This is a genomic window from Salinicola sp., assembly GCF_982684285.1.
This window is the reverse complement of record NZ_CEXLVS010000068.1, coordinates 1-16,899: the sequence shown is the minus strand read 5'-3', so window position 1 is coordinate 16,899 and position 16,899 is coordinate 1. Positions and strand designations below refer to the sequence as shown.

Sequence of the window (16,899 nt, the reverse complement as noted above, 5' to 3'; positions counted from 1 at the left end):
ATCAAAGCATGAAGCGGCTGCCCCCGAGAAAAAAGATTTAGTGAGGTTAAAATTATGATGTGTAATAGGATTGAACTGGTTTACAAATATGTAGAGCGTGTCCGGAGCTTCTTCATCTATATTGATTAATTCCATACGCACTCCAATTCAAGTGCACACATAACGCCGCGCTCTGCGGCAAGTTTGTAGCGCAGCGGAAAACTTGTCCGACAGCAGCGCCTTGCTATAACTTTCACCCAACAATCTTCTTCTGCCTTTCATATTCAGGTTTGAGCAAGATGAACAACTCATCAATGAGCTTGAAAAGTGAGCTGTTTATGAGGCTGAATTCTTTCTTTTTATCGGCAATATATCTTTTCAAATGGTCGGACCGCACATACTTGTAGGCTTTTACCTTCTCTTCATCGTCAATGTGCTCAAAGTTGTTCAGGTAAAACAGTTCAATTTTCTTGAGATTCTTATCTATCAATGAATGCCGATGAATGAGGGTATGCCTGATTTGCTCGTGCTCATTAAGGTACTTGCTAATACTTTTCACTGACTTGTGTATTTCGGAGCGGTGCTGGACTTTGTAGTTGCTAACAATAACTCCGTGATTAACATTCGCTTCGTTAATACACAAGTGAAATACGGCATTTACAAGCTGAAGAATCCTGTCGTGCACTGACTTGATTCTGATTAGGTAGTTTTCAATATTGTAGATTAGATGGTCTGCCCTAGATGCATTTTTCTTCGAATAATCAAAGTTCGATAGAAGGTCGATTGCCAAATCAAGTTGTTTACACCAAGAAATTGTATGCACCAGGTAAAACCCAACTTTCTGGACATAATACTGATATTCAGTTAACTCAATATCCTCAGGAATCTCTGTGGCTAGCCTATCGATTTTAATTTCAGAAAATGCTTCCTCTCCGTCTTTCAACACAGATAAAAGAAAAGCATTATCATCTAGCTTCGAGAAACTGCTCATCACTATCCTAAGTTATAACAGGTATTAGACAGCGCGCTCGTTTATTGACTTGAACGCGCACGCGAGTTCAATAATGTTATACTGCGCACTGTTCACTCCATAACATACTGAAAAATCGATATATTAAGTATAGCTTGGCCATATAACACCAATCATAGTGCCAGCTGCATAACACCGATGAGCGTGCAGGCAGCCTTTCCAACATGGCTACTTTGGGTCGCAAGCCGCCTTGATCTTTTTATGCCATTCCCCTAGCCGCGTTTTCTCGCCGCACCGCCTAGTTAGTATCTGCACCAATGTAAACCAATGTTTTCTCCGAGTAACGCCTCTGAGACCAATTCTCTAGTCAGGGTTGGCTTGGTCGCGATGGTCAGTAGGACGCGGTAACTGATACGGGGCGATAAGCATCGGGGAGTAGTGAAGGATCAATCCTGCGGCTGATCGACCCCAGCCGTCTGCCTCCGCTCGAACCGCGCCAGCGTTTCCTGTCGGAAGTAGCGCTTCAGCAGATCATAGAGCTCGGGGTAGATATCGATCAGTTGATCCGGGGCGGTGAAGAAGAGTTCGCAGCAGACCGCGAAGCATTCGCCGGGGTGGGTGGCGGCGTAGTCGTCGATGGGGGTGGGTTCGTCGCGGGCGAGGTGGGCTTGCAGGTCGTCCCACACCGCGGTGAAGATGCGATGCCACTCCTGGGCGGTGACATCACTGTTGGCGGCGAGCGGGGGAAAGCCGTCGACATCCTGCGAGTTGCCCAGGTCGAGCTTGTGGGCGAATTCGTGAATGATGACGTTGTAGCCGGTGTAGTCGCCGCTGTCGGCGACGTCGGGGATCGCCAGTACCACCGGGCCGCGCCAGGAGGTTTCCCCGGCGCGCTCGTCGACGTATTCGTGCATCACGCCGAAGTCGTCCATCTCCTCGACGTGGCGATGGAAGGCGTCCGGCAGCAGGACGATCTCGGTGACGTTGTCGAAGGCGGCGCTGGCGTCGCGGTCCGACCAGCCCAGGGTGAGCAGGCTGGCCTGGGCGGCGATGGCGAGCAGGGCGGCGTCGTCGAGCTCGACTCCCTCACCGGCCACCCAGCGCTTGCTCTGCAGCAGTTGCCAGGCGCGCGGGCCGAGACGCTCGGCATCGGCATCATCGAGATCAGCCAGCAGCGGCAGGCCGTGGCGTATCGGCCGCCACGCCTCCGGGTCGAACGGCTGGCGCGAGCGTTGGCGAGCGTCGCGCCGGCGGCCCCACCAGGCTTTCCACGAACCGCTCCGCAAGCCCATGGATCAGGTCTCTTCCTGGCGCGCCCCGGATTTCCATGACCAGTCGCGCAGGCGCAGATCGAACAGGTCGAGACGGCGATCCTTGAGATTGGTCACCGCGCCTTCGGAGCGCACCAGCTTGAGCTTGGTCAGGTCGAGATCGGAGAACATCACCATTTCGGTGTTGGGGGTGGTTTCCGACAGCACCGCATCGTGGGGGAAGGCGAAGTCCGACGGCGAGAACACCGAGGACTGGGCGTACTGGATGTCCAGGTTCTCGATCGAGGGCACGTTGCCCACGCTGCCGCAGACCACCACGTAGCACTCGTTCTCGATGGCGCGGGCCTGGGCGCAGTGGCGCACGCGCAGGTAGCTGTTCTTGGTGTCGGTCCAGAACGGCACGATCAGGATGTCCATGTCCTGCTCGGCCAGCAGCCGCGGCAGTTCGGGGAACTCGACGTCGTAGCAGATCAGGATGCCGACGCGGCCGGCATCGGTCTCGAACACCTGCAGCTCGTCGCCGCCCTCGACCACCCAGTCGCGCCGCTCCTGCGGGGTGATGTGCAGCTTGGCCTGGCGGTCGATCTCGCCGTCGCGGTGGCACAGGTAGGCAACGTTGTAGAGCTTGCCATCCTCGCCCAGTTCGACCATCGAGCCGGCCACGATGTTGATGTTGTAGGAGATCGCCATGCGCGAGATCTCGGTCTTGAAGCGCTCGGTGAAGCCGGCCAGGAACTGGATCGCGGCGACCTGGTCGGTCTGGTCGGTCAGCCCCATCAGCGGGGTGTTGAACAGCTCCGGGAAGACCGCGAAATCGCTCTGGTAGTCGGAGATCGCGTCGACGTAGAACTCCACCTGCTGGAGCACCGCCTCCACCGAGTCGAATTCGCGCATCTGCCACTGCACCGCGCCGACGCGAACCTGGGTGCGGCGGGTCTCGATGATCCGGCTGGCCGGTTCGTAGAGGATGTTGTTCCACTCGAGCAGGGTGGCGTAGCCCATCGACTTCTCGTCTTCGGGCAGATACTTGGTCAGCAGGCGCTTGACCAGGAAATCGTTGGCCAGCTGGAACGACAGGATCGGGTCGTAGAACTCCTTGCGCGCCACCCGATCGATGTACTCGGCGGGTGTCATCTCGTCGGCGTGCTGGTGGTAGTTGGGGATCCGGCCGCCGGCGAGAATCGCGCGCAGGTTCATCGAGCGGCATAGATCCTTGCGCGCTTCGTAGAGGCGTCGGCCGAGCCGGTAGCCGCGATAGGCCGGGTCGATCAGGACGTCGAGCCCGTAGAGCGCATCGCCGTTGGCATCGTTGAGGATGATCTCGCGATGCCCGATCAGCTCGTCGTACTTGTGCGGGTTGGAGAAGCGGTCGTAGTCGACCAGCACCGTGAGCGCGACACCGACGATCTTGCCGTCGTCCTCGATGATGATCTGGCCGTCGGCGAATTCGCCGATCAACTTGTCGATCGTGAGCTTCGACCAGGCGCCACCGATGTCGTCGTAGACGGCATCCATCAGTCGCTTGAGCTGCGGGTAGTCCTCGGGCGTGAGGTTGCGCAGATTGAGGTGCAGTTCTTCCAAAGACATTGAGCGCCTGACTCCATCCGGAAAAAGAAATAGGGCGTCGCCAACCGGCTCTGACCACCGGGCGTTTAATGACAAAGTCTAACACGCCGAGTTCCCCGCGCCCCCGCGGTATCGGGATCTGAATCGTCGTACCTCGGCGAATCGACCCTTCAGAAAGATACCGGCCTGCCGACAATGTCTCCCGCAACCCTAATTTTCCTTTGCGGCGGCGACAGGTCGAACGCGCCGCCGGAGACGCTGCATGAGACGATTACTTCCGGTCTGCCTGGGGCTGATTCTGTCGGTGACGAGTGTCGCCGCCGAGGCCCGGCCGCTGACGGACGATGGCCGACTGAGGTTCAGCGGCTTCGGCACCCTGGGGCTGATTCACAATGATCTCGACGAGGCCGATTTCACCCGCGATATCAGCCAGCCCAAGGGCGCTGGCCAAGGCTGGAGCGCGCGCACCGATTCGCTGCTCGGCGCGCAGGTGGGTTACCGCTTCACCGATCAGCTCGATACGGTGGTCCAGGGCATCAGCCGCTACCACGACAGCGGCGATTTCAGCCCGGAAGTGAGCTGGGCGTTCCTGCGCTACCGGCCGGACCCTGGGGTGCAGCTGCGCCTCGGCCGGCTGGGCTGGGATGTCTACCAGCTCTCCGACTCGCGCTACGTCGGTTATGCCTATCCCTGGGTACGGCCGCCGGTGGATCATTTCGGCACCCTTCAGCTGACCTACATCGATGGCGTCGATGTCACTTTCAAGCAGCCGGTCGGCAGCGACCTGGTGCTGCTCAAGCTCTACACCGGCCGCTCCGATGGGGATGTGTTCATCGGCAAAGGGCTCGAGGCCCATTTCGACGTCGACAAGGTCTACGGCGGGCATGTCGACTACGAGACGGGGCCGTGGCGCTTTCGTCTCGGCTACACCGAAGTCGAGTCCAATATCGACTTTTCCGGCGACGCCCCGGATCAGCTCGACGCCCAGTTCGATCAGGTCCGCGCATTCGATCCTTCGTTCGACCTGACCGCCAACGGCGTTCTTGGAAGTGCGTTCGGCTTCGACCGTCTCAAGCTCTATTCGGTGGGGGCGGTCTTCGATCGCGGCCCGGTTCAGCTGCAGGCGATGTGGAATCGCAGCAAGACCAGCGCCGACGGCGCCGTGGACTCGGGGTTCGTCTCGGCGGGCTATCGCATCGAGCGCGTCACGCCCTACCTGGTCTATTCGCAGGTCGAGACGACGTCGGACGGGGAGGGGGGCAGCGAGGGCGACTTCAAGCAGCGGACCTATTCGGTGGGCGCGCGCTATGATTTCACGGCCAACATGGCCCTGAAGGCGCAGCTGGATCGCGTTCACGTTCAGCGCCCCGGGTTCTTGTGGCGAGACATCGACAGCGACTGGAACGGAGGCTGGGGATCGATCTTCAGCCTCGGTCTGGACTTCATTTTCTAGGGGAATGTCCATGAACCGAGTCCAAAGGCTTCTCATCGCCTCAACCCTTTCCGCCACCCTGGTCGCCGCCGTTCCCGCCAGCGCCGACATCGCGGTGGTGGTCAACGCCGGCAGCGGTATCGATCGGCTGACCCGGAGCGACGTGGTCAATATCTTCATGGGGCGCTATCGCAAGCTGCCCACCGGCAACGTCGCGCTGCCGGTGGATTCGTCTTCGCTCAAGGCGCGCTTCTACCGGGCACTGGTCGACAAGGATCTGGCGGAGATCAACTCCTACTGGGCCCGGCTGGTGTTCTCCGGTGAGGCATCGCCGCCGCAGCAGATCGTCTCCATCGGTGACGTGCACCAGTTGGTCATCCAGAACATGAACGCCTTGGGCTACGTCGACAGCAGCCAAGTACCCGCCGACATGCACGTCGTGCTGACGTTGAGCGAGTGATCGCATGTCTCGCCTGTTGTTGCTGCTGCACACCCGGCTGGCGCTGCGTACGACGGCGATCATCCTGCTGATCGTCACGCTGCTGGGCGTCCTGTTCCTCGCGCTAGCCGTCTACCTGCGGGCGGAGAGCGTTCAGCGGGAACAGCAATCGCGGGTGCAGGAACTGCTGACGACGGTGGAGCGGACCGCCCAGATTGGCTGCTTCCTGGGGGATCGGCAGCTGGCGCAGGAGGTCCCCGACGGCCTGCTCAGCTACAATATCGTCAGCGCCGTTCGCATCGATGCCAGCGACGGTACGACCCTCGCCAGCGGTCGCGCCGACCCGGAAGGGGAGCCGGCGGCCAGTGTCGTCCGGGACGTCTCCTCGCCGTTCGAGCCGGGAACGTCGGTCTGCCGGATCACGGTGGCGCCCGACCAGGCCTATATCGACAAGCTCGTGGCGCAGGCCTCGAACTTCATCGGCGGCGCGTTGCTGCTGCAGCTGATAGGCATCGGCTTCTGTGTCGTGCTGGTAGTGGTGAAGTTCGTTACGCGGCCGATCACTGGCCTCTCGCATCGGCTGAGCGAGCTGGAGGCGGAGACCGGCCAGCAGTTGCAGGCGCCGCGTGGCAACAAGGACGACGAGATCGGTCAGCTCGTCATCAGCGTCAACGCCATGATCGACAACCTGGTCCAGAGCCTGGGCGAGGAGCGCCGGCTACGGCTGGAGCGCGAGGTCGAGGAGCGTCGCTATCGGGCGATCTTCGACAACGTGGAAGCGGGGATCTTCGAGCTAGACAGCGCCGGCTTCGTCCGCTCGGCCAACCCCGCCTTCCGGCGACTGTTCGACATGGCGAGCGGCACCGACCTGGAGCGCCATCCGGTCGCTTTCGCCTCGCTGGTGGGCGACGGCGAGGGTGCGACGTACGCTTTCGCCGTCGACGACGAGGCCGGCGGGTACGAGCGACAGTGGGAGGTGGCGCTGGACAGCGGCGAGGGGCAGCGCTGGGTCAGCCTGATCCTGAGCCCGCTCGAGACGGGGCGGCTGCAGGGCGTGGCGCACGACGTCACCGAGCGCAAGAGAGCCGCGGATGCCGCCGAAAGGATGGCGATGACCGACCCCTTGACCGGCTTGGGCAACCGGCGTGGCTTCGATCACCGCCTGGCGGTGATGGCGCGTCACCATCGTCTGTATCCGGAGCGCTGCCATGCGCTGATCACGCTGGATTTCGATCATTTCAAGCAGATCAACGATACCTACGGCCATCAGATCGGCGATCGCGCACTGTGCCATGTCGGCGGCATCCTGGCGGGGCTGATGCGCCAGCGTGACTACGTCGCCCGGCTGGGGGGCGACGAGTTCGTCGTGCTGCTGGAAGGGTGCAATCAGCGCAGCGATGTCGAAGTCGTGCTGGAGCGTTTTCTCCACCGCCTCCGGAAGCCGCTCGAGGTGGAGGGCGATATCGAGATCGTGATCGGAGTCAGTATCGGCATCGCCATGGTGGGGCTGGATACCGATGATGCCGAGCAGGCGGTGCGGTTCTCCGACATCGCGATGTATGCCGCCAAGCGTGCCGGCCGCAATACCTGGCGATTCTACGAGCCCGCCACTCAATCCTGAGTCACCTTTGGGCCAGGATTCACCAGATCGCCCGGGTCCGCCACGTCACCCGCGGCTGTCACCCGTCAACTCGGCCGGTACATCTTGAAGTTCTGGTCCTGGCTGATCTCGAAGTAGTCCGCCGGGCCGCCGCCACGCAGGATCGGCCGGGCGGCGGCGGTTTGATAGACACCGTCTGCGAGGAGTGTCGGGTCGATATGCACGCCGACGACCTCGCCCAGCACCATCCAGGTTTCCAGCTTGTCGCCGGCGGCGGACTGTAACTGCAGCGTCTGCGTCAGGCGGCACTCGAACACGACCTGGGCCTCCTTCACGTGCGGCACGCTCACCACGCGGGAATCGGCCGGCGTCAGTCCGGCGAGTGCGAATTCATCCACCTCGGGGTCCACCGCGGCGCAGCTGGCGTTCATCGGCTCCGCCAACGCACGGGTGGCCAGCTGCCAGCAGAATTCACCGGTCGCTTCGATATTGCGCACGCGGTCCTTGTAGCCGACGCTGGCGAAGCCGACGATCGGTGGCGTGTAGTTGAAGCCGTTGAAGAAGCTGTACGGCGCGAGATTCAGATGGCCCGCAGCGCTGCGGGAGGAGACCCAGCCGATGGGGCGGGGGCCGACGATGGCGTTGAAGGGATCGTGCGGCAGGCCATGGCCACGGCTGGGTTCGTAGAAGTGGGCGTTGGTAGGCATGGGAGGTCTTTTACTGAGCGTAGGCTGTCATTGAGGGAGACATTGTAGGGGGCGAACCTGGACAGTCGACGGTCGGTGGCGACGAGCGCCACCGACCGGACCTCGGTTTCACGGGCGCAGGCCGGTCACTTGCGCACGATACGATAGATGCCGAGCAGCACGATCGCGCCGATCACGGCGATCACGAAACTGCCGAAGTTGAAACCGGAAACGTCACCGAAACCGAGAGCGGTACCGATCCAGCCGCCAACGACCGCGCCCAGAATCCCGAGGATGATCGTGACGATGAAGCCACCCGGATCCTTGCCCGGCATGATCAGTTTGGCAATGGCTCCGGCGATCAGGCCGAAAATGATCCACGCAATGATTCCCATGGCGTCTATCCCTGTTGATTCATGGTAAGTCTTTCATTCCAGCGGCATGCCATCCTGACATGCCTCCTCGGAACCTAGTCGTAGATCGGGGAAACGACAAGCGAGGATCGCCGCTATCATCATGTCCTGCGCCCGATTTCCGGGCATCATGGGGCAGAGGTCGCGCCGGTGAGACGCACCTCGAGGTGTCAATCGATGGGAAAGGAGGGAGTCATGGCGGCAGGCGGAGTCGGACAGGCGATCGCTCGGCGTGTGTGGACGCCGGACCGGCTGTCGATCGGATTGACGCTGCCGCTGATGCCGAGCGGCCAGGCGACGGTCGACGTCGTCGAACAGCGGCGCCTGGCCAGGCTCGCCGATGACGCCGGATTTCGCGCGCTGTGGATTCGAGACGTGCCGCTCAACAGTCGCGACTATCCCGATCCGGTTGGTCACCTGGATCCGTGGAGCTGGCTGGGTGCGCTGGCGGTGGAAACGAGCCGGGCCGCACTGATCAGTGGCGCCATCGTGCTCACGCTGCGGCATCCCCTGCATATCGCCAAGGCGGCCGCATCGGTTGCCACGCTCTCGGAAGGTCGCTTCATCCTGGGGCTGGGGTCCGGCGACCGGCCGCCAGAGTTTGCCGCCTTCGGCGAGAACGTCGCCGAGCGGCGCCGGCTGTTCGCGGATCACTGGCAAGTCGTGGCGAAAGCGCTGGGCTCGCCGCAGCGAGTCGTCCCCGACCGCCACGAGGCGGGTTCTCCGGAATTCCAGCTGCGGCCGCAGCCACCGGCGCCCGTGCCGCTACTGGCGGTCGGCTCGGGCGGTCAGAGCGTCAACTGGATCGCCCGTCATGCGATCGGCTGGATGACCTACCATCGCGAGCCGGCCCAGCAGCTCGATCGCTACCGGATGTGGCGTGCCGCCGTCGAACAGAGCGTGCCCGGCGAATTCCGCGGGTTCGGCGAGGCGATGCGTCTCGATCTCGACCCCGATCCGGGCGCGCCGGCGACACCCATCGACCTGGGCTATCGTGCCGGCCGCGATGCCCTCGTCGAGGTGTTCGATGCACTCAGAGAGATGGGCGTACACCACGTGGCCCTGAATCTACGTCTCGAGGAGCGGCCAGCCGAAGCCATCATCGAGGAACTGGCCGCTCACGTGCTGCCGCATTTTCATCGGCCCTGACTCATCTGCCCTGGTTCATCGGCCCTGGTTCGTCGGCCTTGGCTCATCAGCCCCGCCCGTTCGAGAGTCGCGCCGAACCGCTATCCCCTCCACAGGCGAGGCACTACTCGGTGTGGCTGGCCAGGAAAGTCAGCGTGCGGCCATGGGCCAGTGCGGATGCATGCTGGTTGTAGCTCGCCCGCGCCCAGCAGTTGAATCCGTGTTCCGCACCGCCGTACAGATGCACTTCGATATCCCTGTTGCCGGCAAAGGCCTGGCGGGTCTGTTCGACGTGTTCCAGCGGGATATGGTCATCCTCGGCGCCGAAGTGGAACTGGGCCGGCACCTTGAGCTCGTCGGCGCGCGGCAGGTATTCGGTCACCCCGCCGGCGTAATAGCAGATCGACGCATCGACGCCGGCATCCAGGCCGCAGAGGTAGGAGAGCACGCCGCCCATGCAGTAACCGATCGAAGCGACCGGGCCGTCGCAGGCGGGGCTTGCGCGCAGCGCCTTGACCGCGGCGCGCAGATCGCTGATCGCCGTCGGGTAATCCAGCGCTTGCTTGTGGGCCACCGCCGCTTTCCAGTCGTCGCCGTCGTAGCCGAGTTCCACGCCCGGCTCGTCGCGCCAGAATACGTCCGGTGCGATCACGCTATAGCCATCCATGGCGTACTGCTCGGCGACGCCGCGGATGTGGCCGTTGACGCCGAAGATCTCCTGGATCAACAGGATGCCGGGGCCTTTGCCCTTGTGCGGTAGGGCCTGGTACGCCTTGAAGGTCTTGCCGTCCTCGGCGGTGATCTCGATCCATTCGGTCTTGATGTTCGTCTGGGAATCGCTCTGAGACATGGGGTTCTCCTGATGGGCTGTTGCGGTAAGTCGAGATGAACGGTGAAGCCCGAGCCAGGAAGTTTAGCAGGCAATGAAAAAGACGAGAGTACGTTGTGTCCTTACCTTTCCAGCGCGACACCGTTTCCTTTCGTCTTTCCCCGAACTCTCGCGGTATCCCGGGCAGGTGGGAGCCCGAATACCCGCGCGTAGTCACGGCTGAACTGAGTGGCACTTTCATAGCCGACTTCGAAGGCCGCGTTGGTAACGCTTTTGGCACTGGCGATCATGAGCGTCCGAGCCTGAAGCAAGCGAACGCGTTTTTGATACTGCAATGGGCTCAACGTCGTCACCGCTTTGAAGTGCCGATGAAAGGCCGACACGCTCATCGCCGCTCTCTGCGCCAACGCCTCCACTCTGATCGGCTCGGCGAAATCCTGCCGGATCCATTGAATGGCCTGACTGATGCGCGCCATGGCGGTATCCGGCGCCGCGATGTCGCGCAGCATCCAGCCGTGAGGCCCTTGCAGAACGCGGTAGAGAATTTCCCGCTCGTACACCGGCGCGAGGGCTGTTATCTCTTCGGGTCTGTCCATCAATCGCAGCATGCGTAGCCATGCATCCATCAATTCTGGCGTGGTAGCCGCCACCGAAAAGCCTGCGTCGCTTTCGTTGCGTTCGGTGGGCGGGGGCAGGTCGGTCAGCAACGTCGCGAGTACTGCGGGATCGAGCGTCAGGCTCAATGCAAGATAGGGCTCACCCATAGCCGTAGGATGAACCTTGCCCACTGCCGGCAACTCGATCGACATGACGAAATACGTGGCCGGGTCGTAGCGCAGCGTGCGGTCGCCGACGGTCATCGTCTTGCTGCCCTGGAGGATCAGATTGATCATCGGCTCGTAGACGGCGGCCAGCATATGCTCCGGAATCTCGCCCTGAATCATGGCCACGCGTGGGATGCCCGTCTCGGTACGGCGATTCTCGGCGTTGGCAGCCAGGGCGCGAAGCTCGAGCAGTTGGTCGTTCATGGCGAGCAGTTTTTCGTTTTATGGCGAACGGTTGGTCGCTTCTGAAGCGATATGCTGATCCTGGGCCCACGTCCGCGCAAGCAAAAAGCAGAAACGGGCAGGTTTCGGGCAGGAACGGCTGAGCCCGCGATGAGGGTAATGGTTACGGTAGCCGCTGGCGACATCGTCTGAATCGCGAGGCTACTCCATGCTTGATCATCTCTTTCTATCCGTCAGCGACATCGAACGCTCGATCCGTTTCTACGAGGCCGTGCTCGCCCCGCTGGGGATCACGGCGCGGCTCGATTACGACGGCAAAGACGGCCCGCCGGGCCATCCGGATCTCAAGGGGTTCGGCGCCAACGGCCGGATGTTCTTCTGGCTGCGCGAGGGCGTGGTCGAAGGAAAAGCCGTTCACGTCGGTTTCGTGGCGAACAGCAAGGCTGAGGTCGAGGCAGCCTACGCCGCGGCCATCGAGAACGGTGCTGTCAAGAACGATGCCATCGACAACGGTGCGCCCGGGGCCCGGCTGCATTACGACCCCGACTACTACGCTGCCAATGTTCTGGATCCCGATGGCTACAGTCTCGAATTCGTCTACAAGAACTGGCAGCACGCCCAATGAAAAAACTCCTGATCTACGGCGCGAGCGGCTATACCGGCCGCATGGCGGCAGCGCATGCCAAAACGTTGGGACTCGACTTCGAGATCGCAGGGCGCAATCGGCAAAGGCTAACCGCCCTCGCTGAGCAGTTGGGGATTCCGTTGCGGGTATTTGAAGCCGTCGATGGGGCAGCGCAGGCCCTGGCCGATATCGATGTATTGCTGAACGTCGCAGGCCCTTTCGCGCAAACGGCGGAGCCATTGATGCGGGCGTGCATCGAAGCCGGTGTCGATTACCTGGATATCACTGCTGAAATCAACGTCTATCGGCTGGCGGAACGGCTGGGCGCCGAAGCGACTGAAGCCGGCGTCATGCTGCTGCCCGGCGTTGGCTGGGACGTGGTGCCGACCGATTGCCTGGCAGTGCATGTCGCGCAGCGTGTGCACGAGCCACGGTCGCTGAGGGTGGCGCTTCAGGTTCCCGGCTCCATGTCGCGGGGCTCCGCCATGAGCGTCAGCGAGATCATCGGCGCGGGTCTGATGGCGAGGGGCGACGGCCATCTCGTACCCATCCCCGATGCGCAGCCGCGAGACTTCGATTTCGGTGAGGGGCCGGTCGAGTGCGCGCCACTGTCGTTCGGCGATCTGGTGACCGCCTGGCACTCTGCCGGCATTCCCAATATCGCCATGTTCGTACATGTCAGTGGCGATGCGTTCCCCGAAGGCGATCTATCGCTGCTGCCTGACGGCCCGACTGCTGAGCAACGCGATGCCCATCGCGCCCGCGCCGTGGCCGAGGTGACGGGAGCCGACGGCACGGTGGCCCATTCGATGATCGAAACCGTCAACGGCTATTCCTATACGCCGCTGGCGGCTATTGAGGCCGCACGCCGAGTCCTCGAAGGTGAACGCCGGCCGGGTTTCGAAACGCCAGCACGGCTATTCGGTGGCGGATTCGCCGAGACCATCGAAGGGACGACGATCACGGATCGATAGAGGCCGATCTAGGGCCAGACCCACCGAGAGAGAAGCGACGAATCCTGAGATGAGTCCACGGCTCAAGAAGCTGTCGTGGGCTCGTCGGCTTCCAGTTCATGCGCGATAAGTCGGCCGGCGGTCCGGGCGACTTGCGTCAGGCGCTCGTAGGGCATGCCGTGGCAGGCTGAGGCCGACAACCCGCGCAAGGTGACCGACACATAGTCGGCAAGAGACTCCGCATCCTGCGGATGGACCTGATCGAGGTAGGCACGAATCGCCTGGAGGCCGCCGCTGGCAAGACTCTCGGCCATCCGACGGGCCGCCGGGTCATCCGCTCGCATTCCCTCCGTAATCATGCAGCCTCGCAGCACGCTATCTCGACCGTACTGTTCGGCCGCGGCGAGCAGCAGCGCGGGAAGCGCTTCGGCAGGGGGGCGGTCTGGCGCCAGAAGTTCGTCCAGCGGCAGGGCGTTTTCCTGCGCATAGCGCAGCATGGCCCGCTCGAACAGCGCCGCCTTGCTGCCATAGGCGGCATAGAAACTGGGCGGCTTGATGTCCATGGCGTGGGTCAGGTCCGCAAGGCTGACCGCGTCATAGCCGCGCTCATGAAAAAGCGCCTGGGCAATAGCGACCCCCGCTTCGCGATCAAAGGCCGGGCGACGTTGCCGGGTCTTGGCGTTCATGGGACCTCGCAGGATCAAAGTTGCATTGTAGCGACTGCTATGTCAAAGCTCCAATGCATGAGCAAGGACTTCTATATATCGACCGCTAAATAAAGTGCGTGACACATCGTTCCATGTAGCGTTCACTACATGGGTCATTTCCGTCTCCTTCCTCGTACAGGAAAATTGCCATGTCATTCCAAGATAAAGTCGTGCTGGTCACCGGTGGCTCATCCGGTCTGGGGCTCGCGATTGCGCAGGAGTTCGCCGAGCAGGGCGCTCGCGTGGTCATCACAGGGCGCCGGCAGGAGGCGCTGGACGAGGCCTTGTCCAGCCTGGGCGACAACGCGGTCGCCATTGCCGCCGATGTGTCGAACCCCTCCGATCTCGCCTCGCTCTTTAGCCGCATCGAGTCGCTGCATGGCCGTCTCGATGTCCTGATCGCCAACGCCGGAACGGGAGAAATCACGCCACTGGGTGCGATCACCGAAGCGACCTTCGATCGCATTTTCAATCCCAACGTGAAAGGGGTGACGTTTACCGTCCAAGGCGCGCTGCCCCTGATGCCCAAAGGGTCCAGCATCGTCATCATCGGCTCGACCGCCTCGATAAACCCCGGCCCTGGCCTGAGTGTCTACGGCGCCACCAAGGCCGCTCTGCGTGCCATGGTGAGAAGCTGGATTCTGGACATCAAGGGTTCCGGCGTTCGGATCAATCTCCTCAGTCCCGGCCCTGTCGACACGCAATCTCTGCGCAGCATGCTGGCCGATGACGCGGAGCAGATCATTCAAGCGCTTAGTGAAAAGAGCACGCTCGGACGGATCGGCGAGGCACACGAAATCGGCAAGGCGGCGGCGTTCCTGGCGAGCGATGCCTCGAGCTATATCAACGGCGTCGAGCTGTTCGCCGATGGTGGCGCGTCCCAGGTCTGATCAGCCAGCGAGCCGGTAACCCCTACCACTGGAGCCTCTGCGCAAACCATGAGCATTCTCGACCACATCGAATTCGCCGTGGGCGACGCCGAGGTATCGCGCCGCTTCTACGAACTGGCCCTCGCGCCGCTGGGTATCGTCCGGGTCATCACCGTCGGACCCGAGTGCACCCGAACCGGGGGCACGCGTCACGGGTTCGGCAAGGACGGCTACCCGCGCCTCTGGATCCATGACAACGAGGCCCCAGGCGCTGGCACGCACTTGGCGTTTGCGACGCAGGATCGAGCCATCGTCGATGCGTTCCATCAGGCCGCAGTAAAAGCGGGCGGGACCGACAACGGCCCGCCCGGCGTCCGAACGCACTACCACGAGCACTACTACGCGGCCTACGCGCTGGACCCGGACGGTATCAATGTGGAAGTGGTGTGCCAGAGTTCTCTTTTCGGCAAGTCATGCTGACAGGCTTGCGTCTCTCCGGCGAGACGGGCCATATGACCACCGCGACGAAACAGTCATACTCTCCAGCGACGTGGATACAGCGTCGGTCACCAAGAAGGTCGATTTGATCTTCGCCACTCATGGAGTAGGTAGTCAGAGCTTGGTTGCGATCTTACGGGGCGCTTTGCCCCTTTGATGGCCATGCCTGGATCGTGGTCCGAACCGTCTAGGCTTGAGGGCTGTCACGCCAATCCTGCCCCGACATTAGGAGTCGCATGGACGCACACAGCCCGACCTGGATTGCCGCTCAAATCGGCGGGTTCGTCGCCCTCGGCTTCATCATCGCGGCGTTCGCCAGCCGTCAGGACGATCGGCTGCTGCTCTATCTCATCTTCGCCAACGTCGCCTTCGCCGTGCATTTTCTGCTGTTCGGGGAGGCCGTTGCCGCCGGCATGTCGGTCCTGGTCGTCGTCCGGATCTGGCTGGCGCGGCGGTTTCCGCGACGCCAGCCGCTCATGTGGCTGGTGCTGATCGCAACGGTGGCGGTCGCCGTGGCGACCTGGCACTCCTGGTACGACATCTTCCCGCTGCTCGCCGCCGTCTTCGGCACCCTGGCGATGTTTCTGCTGCGCGGCCTGCCGATGCGGGTACTGCTGGCGGGTGTGGCGCTGTGCTGGCTCGCCAACGCGCTGATCATCGGCTCTATCGGTGGTTTCATCGCCGAACTGCTGGCGCTGGGTACCAACCTCGTCACCATGTGGCGCATCCAGCGCGCCAAGCGCCGGCCTCAGCCCGGTTGACGGGATCGCCTTGGTCTCGTGGCGTGGGTCCGCAGGCCCACCGCTCTCCTCGTAAGGTCGTCAAGGGATCGCTAGTGTGATGTCTCGCAAGTAACGCGAAGAAATATCGGATGCATGTTGTTGCCAGACAAGGCGCGAGGAGGCGTTATATCGGGGTCTATGGCAACGACGCGCAACCCGGTATGGCGGTGCCAGGCGCCGATATTATTGGATGATATTTGTGAGACATCACACTAACCCCACGCGGCTTCGTCATCGAGTGCCTGCTGGCGCGCATCGTAGACGCTTCGCGCCTTTTCGATTTCATGGTGGTGTTGCAGCGTCCATTGATGCAGCGCGTGAAAAGGCGCCTCGAGCGTTCGGCCGAGCGGCGTGATCCGGTATTCCACGGCTACCGGAGCCGATGCGATCACGCGGCGCTCGACGATGCCATTGCGCTCCAGCCGACGTAGCGTTTGGCTCAGCGCCTTCTGGGTAATGCCCTCCAACTGGCGCTTGAGCGCATTGAAGCGCAGCGGCTCGCTGCAGAGTGCCGCCAGCACCAGTACCGACCACTTGTCGGCGATCTGATCGAGAATCACGCGGCTGGGGCAATTGGCCGCCGCCGTCTGGCATGGTGAATTGGGTATGGCGGTTTCCTCGAGGATACCTGGTGAGTTGAAAGTAGCCGATGGGTATCAGGTATAAACCATATACTGCGGTTTCTATCTTATCACTCGGAGTATTCCCATGGCCTCTTCCAACGTCGATGCGCTGTTTCGGCCCTTTCAACTGAAATCCCTCTCGCTCAAGAACCGTATCGTCATGGCGCCGATGACGCGGTCGTTCTCGCCGGCGGGCATACCTGGCGACAACGTCGCCGCCTACTACCGCCGGCGGGCCGAGAACGAGGTTGGCCTGATCCTGTCCGAAGGCACCACCATCGATCGGCCGGCCGCCCGCAACGAGCCCAACATCCCGTTCTTTCATGGCGAAGAGGCGCTGGCGCGTGGGCAGAACGTCATCGATGGTGTGCATGAAGTGGGTGGCCGCATGGGACCGCAGATCTGGCACGTGGGCTCGGTCGCCAGTTTTCTCACGGACTGGGTACAGGACGTACCTGTCGAAAGCCCGTCCGGTCTGGTCGCGCCCGGTCAGCCGCGCGGCGAAGCCATGAGGGAAGAGGC

General features: G+C 62.0%; 19 protein-coding genes. 10 read left to right on the top strand and 9 right to left on the bottom strand.

Annotated elements, in window-relative coordinates; genetic code table 11:
- Positions 1–232: 232 nt before the first annotated feature.
- From AC3AYF_RS08125 to AC3AYF_RS08115, 3 genes are all read right to left on the bottom strand, one after another.
- The gene (locus tag AC3AYF_RS08125) at positions 233–970 is read right to left on the bottom strand and encodes a Cthe_2314 family HEPN domain-containing protein (RefSeq protein WP_295036474.1); all 738 of its coding nucleotides are present in this window, start codon (positions 968–970) and stop codon (positions 233–235) included.
- 425 nt (positions 971–1,395) lie between these two features.
- On the bottom strand, positions 1,396–2,241 hold the full coding sequence (locus AC3AYF_RS08120) for a M90 family metallopeptidase (protein ID WP_295036473.1): 846 nt from the start codon (positions 2,239–2,241) through the stop codon (positions 1,396–1,398).
- A gap of 3 nt (positions 2,242–2,244) precedes the next feature.
- Positions 2,245–3,807, bottom strand: coding sequence for a bifunctional GNAT family N-acetyltransferase/carbon-nitrogen hydrolase family protein (locus AC3AYF_RS08115; protein WP_295036472.1), 1,563 nt, complete (start codon positions 3,805–3,807; stop codon positions 2,245–2,247).
- A gap of 241 nt (positions 3,808–4,048) precedes the next feature.
- Here AC3AYF_RS08115 and AC3AYF_RS08110 point away from each other — a divergent pair, with 241 nt between their 5' ends.
- From AC3AYF_RS08110 to AC3AYF_RS08100, 3 genes are read left to right on the top strand one after another with little or no spacing between them, the layout of a single operon-like run.
- Positions 4,049–5,239: a porin gene (locus AC3AYF_RS08110; protein WP_295036471.1), complete on the top strand. Its 1,191-nt coding sequence runs from the start codon at positions 4,049–4,051 to the stop codon at positions 5,237–5,239.
- Positions 5,240–5,249: 10 nt separating this feature from the next.
- Complete coding sequence (locus AC3AYF_RS08105) at positions 5,250–5,678, top strand: hypothetical protein (RefSeq protein ID WP_295036470.1); 429 nt, start codon at positions 5,250–5,252, stop codon at positions 5,676–5,678.
- 4 nt (positions 5,679–5,682) lie between these two features.
- Entirely contained in the window at positions 5,683–7,278 is a 1,596-nt protein-coding gene (locus AC3AYF_RS08100) for a diguanylate cyclase domain-containing protein (protein WP_487779603.1), read from the top strand.
- A 65-nt stretch (positions 7,279–7,343) separates the two neighbouring features.
- On the opposite strand, the gene AC3AYF_RS08095 is transcribed toward AC3AYF_RS08100, so the two are convergent.
- Positions 7,344–7,964 carry a flavin reductase family protein gene (locus tag AC3AYF_RS08095; protein WP_487779602.1) on the bottom strand — a complete coding sequence of 207 codons (621 nt, stop codon included), beginning with the start codon at positions 7,962–7,964 and terminating at the stop codon, positions 7,344–7,346.
- Positions 7,965–8,089: 125 nt separating this feature from the next.
- Positions 8,090–8,338: a GlsB/YeaQ/YmgE family stress response membrane protein gene (locus AC3AYF_RS08090; RefSeq protein ID WP_110597918.1), complete on the bottom strand. Its 249-nt coding sequence runs from the start codon at positions 8,336–8,338 to the stop codon at positions 8,090–8,092.
- Between the two features lie 213 nt (positions 8,339–8,551).
- On the opposite strand from AC3AYF_RS08090, the gene AC3AYF_RS08085 reads away from it, so the two are divergent.
- Entirely contained in the window at positions 8,552–9,505 is a 954-nt protein-coding gene (locus AC3AYF_RS08085; RefSeq protein WP_295036466.1) for a TIGR03571 family LLM class oxidoreductase, read from the top strand.
- A 103-nt stretch (positions 9,506–9,608) separates the two neighbouring features.
- On the opposite strand, the gene AC3AYF_RS08080 is transcribed toward AC3AYF_RS08085, so the two are convergent.
- Both AC3AYF_RS08080 and AC3AYF_RS08075 read right to left on the bottom strand, forming a co-directional pair.
- Positions 9,609–10,334, bottom strand: coding sequence for a dienelactone hydrolase family protein (locus AC3AYF_RS08080; protein ID WP_295036465.1), 726 nt, complete (start codon positions 10,332–10,334; stop codon positions 9,609–9,611).
- A gap of 101 nt (positions 10,335–10,435) precedes the next feature.
- A complete protein-coding gene (locus tag AC3AYF_RS08075) occupies positions 10,436–11,341 on the bottom strand; it encodes an AraC family transcriptional regulator (RefSeq protein ID WP_295036464.1) in 906 nt (301 codons plus the stop codon).
- 187 nt (positions 11,342–11,528) lie between these two features.
- Here AC3AYF_RS08075 and AC3AYF_RS08070 point away from each other — a divergent pair, with 187 nt between their 5' ends.
- Together AC3AYF_RS08070 and AC3AYF_RS08065 are read left to right on the top strand one after the other, a co-directional pair.
- Positions 11,529–11,945 carry a VOC family protein gene (locus tag AC3AYF_RS08070; protein WP_295036463.1) on the top strand — a complete coding sequence of 139 codons (417 nt, stop codon included), beginning with the start codon at positions 11,529–11,531 and terminating at the stop codon, positions 11,943–11,945.
- On the top strand, positions 11,942–12,919 hold the full coding sequence (locus AC3AYF_RS08065; protein WP_295036462.1) for a saccharopine dehydrogenase family protein: 978 nt from the start codon (positions 11,942–11,944) through the stop codon (positions 12,917–12,919). Before AC3AYF_RS08070 ends, AC3AYF_RS08065 begins: the two co-directional genes overlap by 4 nt.
- 62 nt (positions 12,920–12,981) lie before the next feature.
- Here AC3AYF_RS08065 and AC3AYF_RS08060 read toward each other — a convergent pair whose 3' ends face one another.
- Positions 12,982–13,584: a TetR/AcrR family transcriptional regulator gene (locus AC3AYF_RS08060; protein WP_295036461.1), complete on the bottom strand. Its 603-nt coding sequence runs from the start codon at positions 13,582–13,584 to the stop codon at positions 12,982–12,984.
- 191 nt (positions 13,585–13,775) lie between these two features.
- On the opposite strand from AC3AYF_RS08060, the gene AC3AYF_RS08055 reads away from it, so the two are divergent.
- From AC3AYF_RS08055 to AC3AYF_RS08045, 3 genes are all read left to right on the top strand, one after another.
- Entirely contained in the window at positions 13,776–14,495 is a 720-nt protein-coding gene (locus AC3AYF_RS08055) for an SDR family NAD(P)-dependent oxidoreductase (RefSeq protein WP_487779601.1), read from the top strand.
- Between the two features lie 48 nt (positions 14,496–14,543).
- On the top strand, positions 14,544–14,954 hold the full coding sequence (locus AC3AYF_RS08050) for a VOC family protein (protein ID WP_295036459.1): 411 nt from the start codon (positions 14,544–14,546) through the stop codon (positions 14,952–14,954).
- 254 nt (positions 14,955–15,208) lie between these two features.
- Positions 15,209–15,733, top strand: a complete 525-nt coding sequence (locus tag AC3AYF_RS08045; protein ID WP_295036458.1) for a YgjV family protein — start codon at positions 15,209–15,211, stop codon at positions 15,731–15,733.
- 233 nt (positions 15,734–15,966) lie between these two features.
- Here the strand turns inward: AC3AYF_RS08045 and AC3AYF_RS08040 are convergent, their stop codons facing one another.
- A complete protein-coding gene (locus AC3AYF_RS08040) occupies positions 15,967–16,314 on the bottom strand; it encodes a winged helix-turn-helix transcriptional regulator (protein ID WP_295036457.1) in 348 nt (115 codons plus the stop codon).
- Positions 16,315–16,462: 148 nt separating this feature from the next.
- Between AC3AYF_RS08040 and AC3AYF_RS08035 the strand changes: the two genes are divergently transcribed.
- On the top strand, positions 16,463–16,899 hold a 437-nt coding region (locus AC3AYF_RS08035), incomplete at its 3' end, for an oxidoreductase (RefSeq protein WP_487779600.1).

Coding starts and splice junctions, on each gene's coding strand:
- AC3AYF_RS08125 (WP_295036474.1), bottom strand. CDS start 970: ATGAGCAGTTTCTCGAAGCTAGATGATAATGCTTTTCTTTTATCTGTG.
- AC3AYF_RS08120 (WP_295036473.1), bottom strand. CDS start 2,241: ATGGGCTTGCGGAGCGGTTCGTGGAAAGCCTGGTGGGGCCGCCGGCGC.
- AC3AYF_RS08115 (WP_295036472.1), bottom strand. CDS start 3,807: ATGTCTTTGGAAGAACTGCACCTCAATCTGCGCAACCTCACGCCCGAG.
- AC3AYF_RS08110 (WP_295036471.1), top strand. CDS start 4,049: ATGAGACGATTACTTCCGGTCTGCCTGGGGCTGATTCTGTCGGTGACG.
- AC3AYF_RS08105 (WP_295036470.1), top strand. CDS start 5,250: ATGAACCGAGTCCAAAGGCTTCTCATCGCCTCAACCCTTTCCGCCACC.
- AC3AYF_RS08100 (WP_487779603.1), top strand. CDS start 5,683: ATGTCTCGCCTGTTGTTGCTGCTGCACACCCGGCTGGCGCTGCGTACG.
- AC3AYF_RS08095 (WP_487779602.1), bottom strand. CDS start 7,964: ATGCCTACCAACGCCCACTTCTACGAACCCAGCCGTGGCCATGGCCTG.
- AC3AYF_RS08090 (WP_110597918.1), bottom strand. CDS start 8,338: ATGGGAATCATTGCGTGGATCATTTTCGGCCTGATCGCCGGAGCCATT.
- AC3AYF_RS08085 (WP_295036466.1), top strand. CDS start 8,552: ATGGCGGCAGGCGGAGTCGGACAGGCGATCGCTCGGCGTGTGTGGACG.
- AC3AYF_RS08080 (WP_295036465.1), bottom strand. CDS start 10,334: ATGTCTCAGAGCGATTCCCAGACGAACATCAAGACCGAATGGATCGAG.
- AC3AYF_RS08075 (WP_295036464.1), bottom strand. CDS start 11,341: ATGAACGACCAACTGCTCGAGCTTCGCGCCCTGGCTGCCAACGCCGAG.
- AC3AYF_RS08070 (WP_295036463.1), top strand. CDS start 11,529: ATGCTTGATCATCTCTTTCTATCCGTCAGCGACATCGAACGCTCGATC.
- AC3AYF_RS08065 (WP_295036462.1), top strand. CDS start 11,942: ATGAAAAAACTCCTGATCTACGGCGCGAGCGGCTATACCGGCCGCATG.
- AC3AYF_RS08060 (WP_295036461.1), bottom strand. CDS start 13,584: ATGAACGCCAAGACCCGGCAACGTCGCCCGGCCTTTGATCGCGAAGCG.
- AC3AYF_RS08050 (WP_295036459.1), top strand. CDS start 14,544: ATGAGCATTCTCGACCACATCGAATTCGCCGTGGGCGACGCCGAGGTA.
- AC3AYF_RS08045 (WP_295036458.1), top strand. CDS start 15,209: ATGGACGCACACAGCCCGACCTGGATTGCCGCTCAAATCGGCGGGTTC.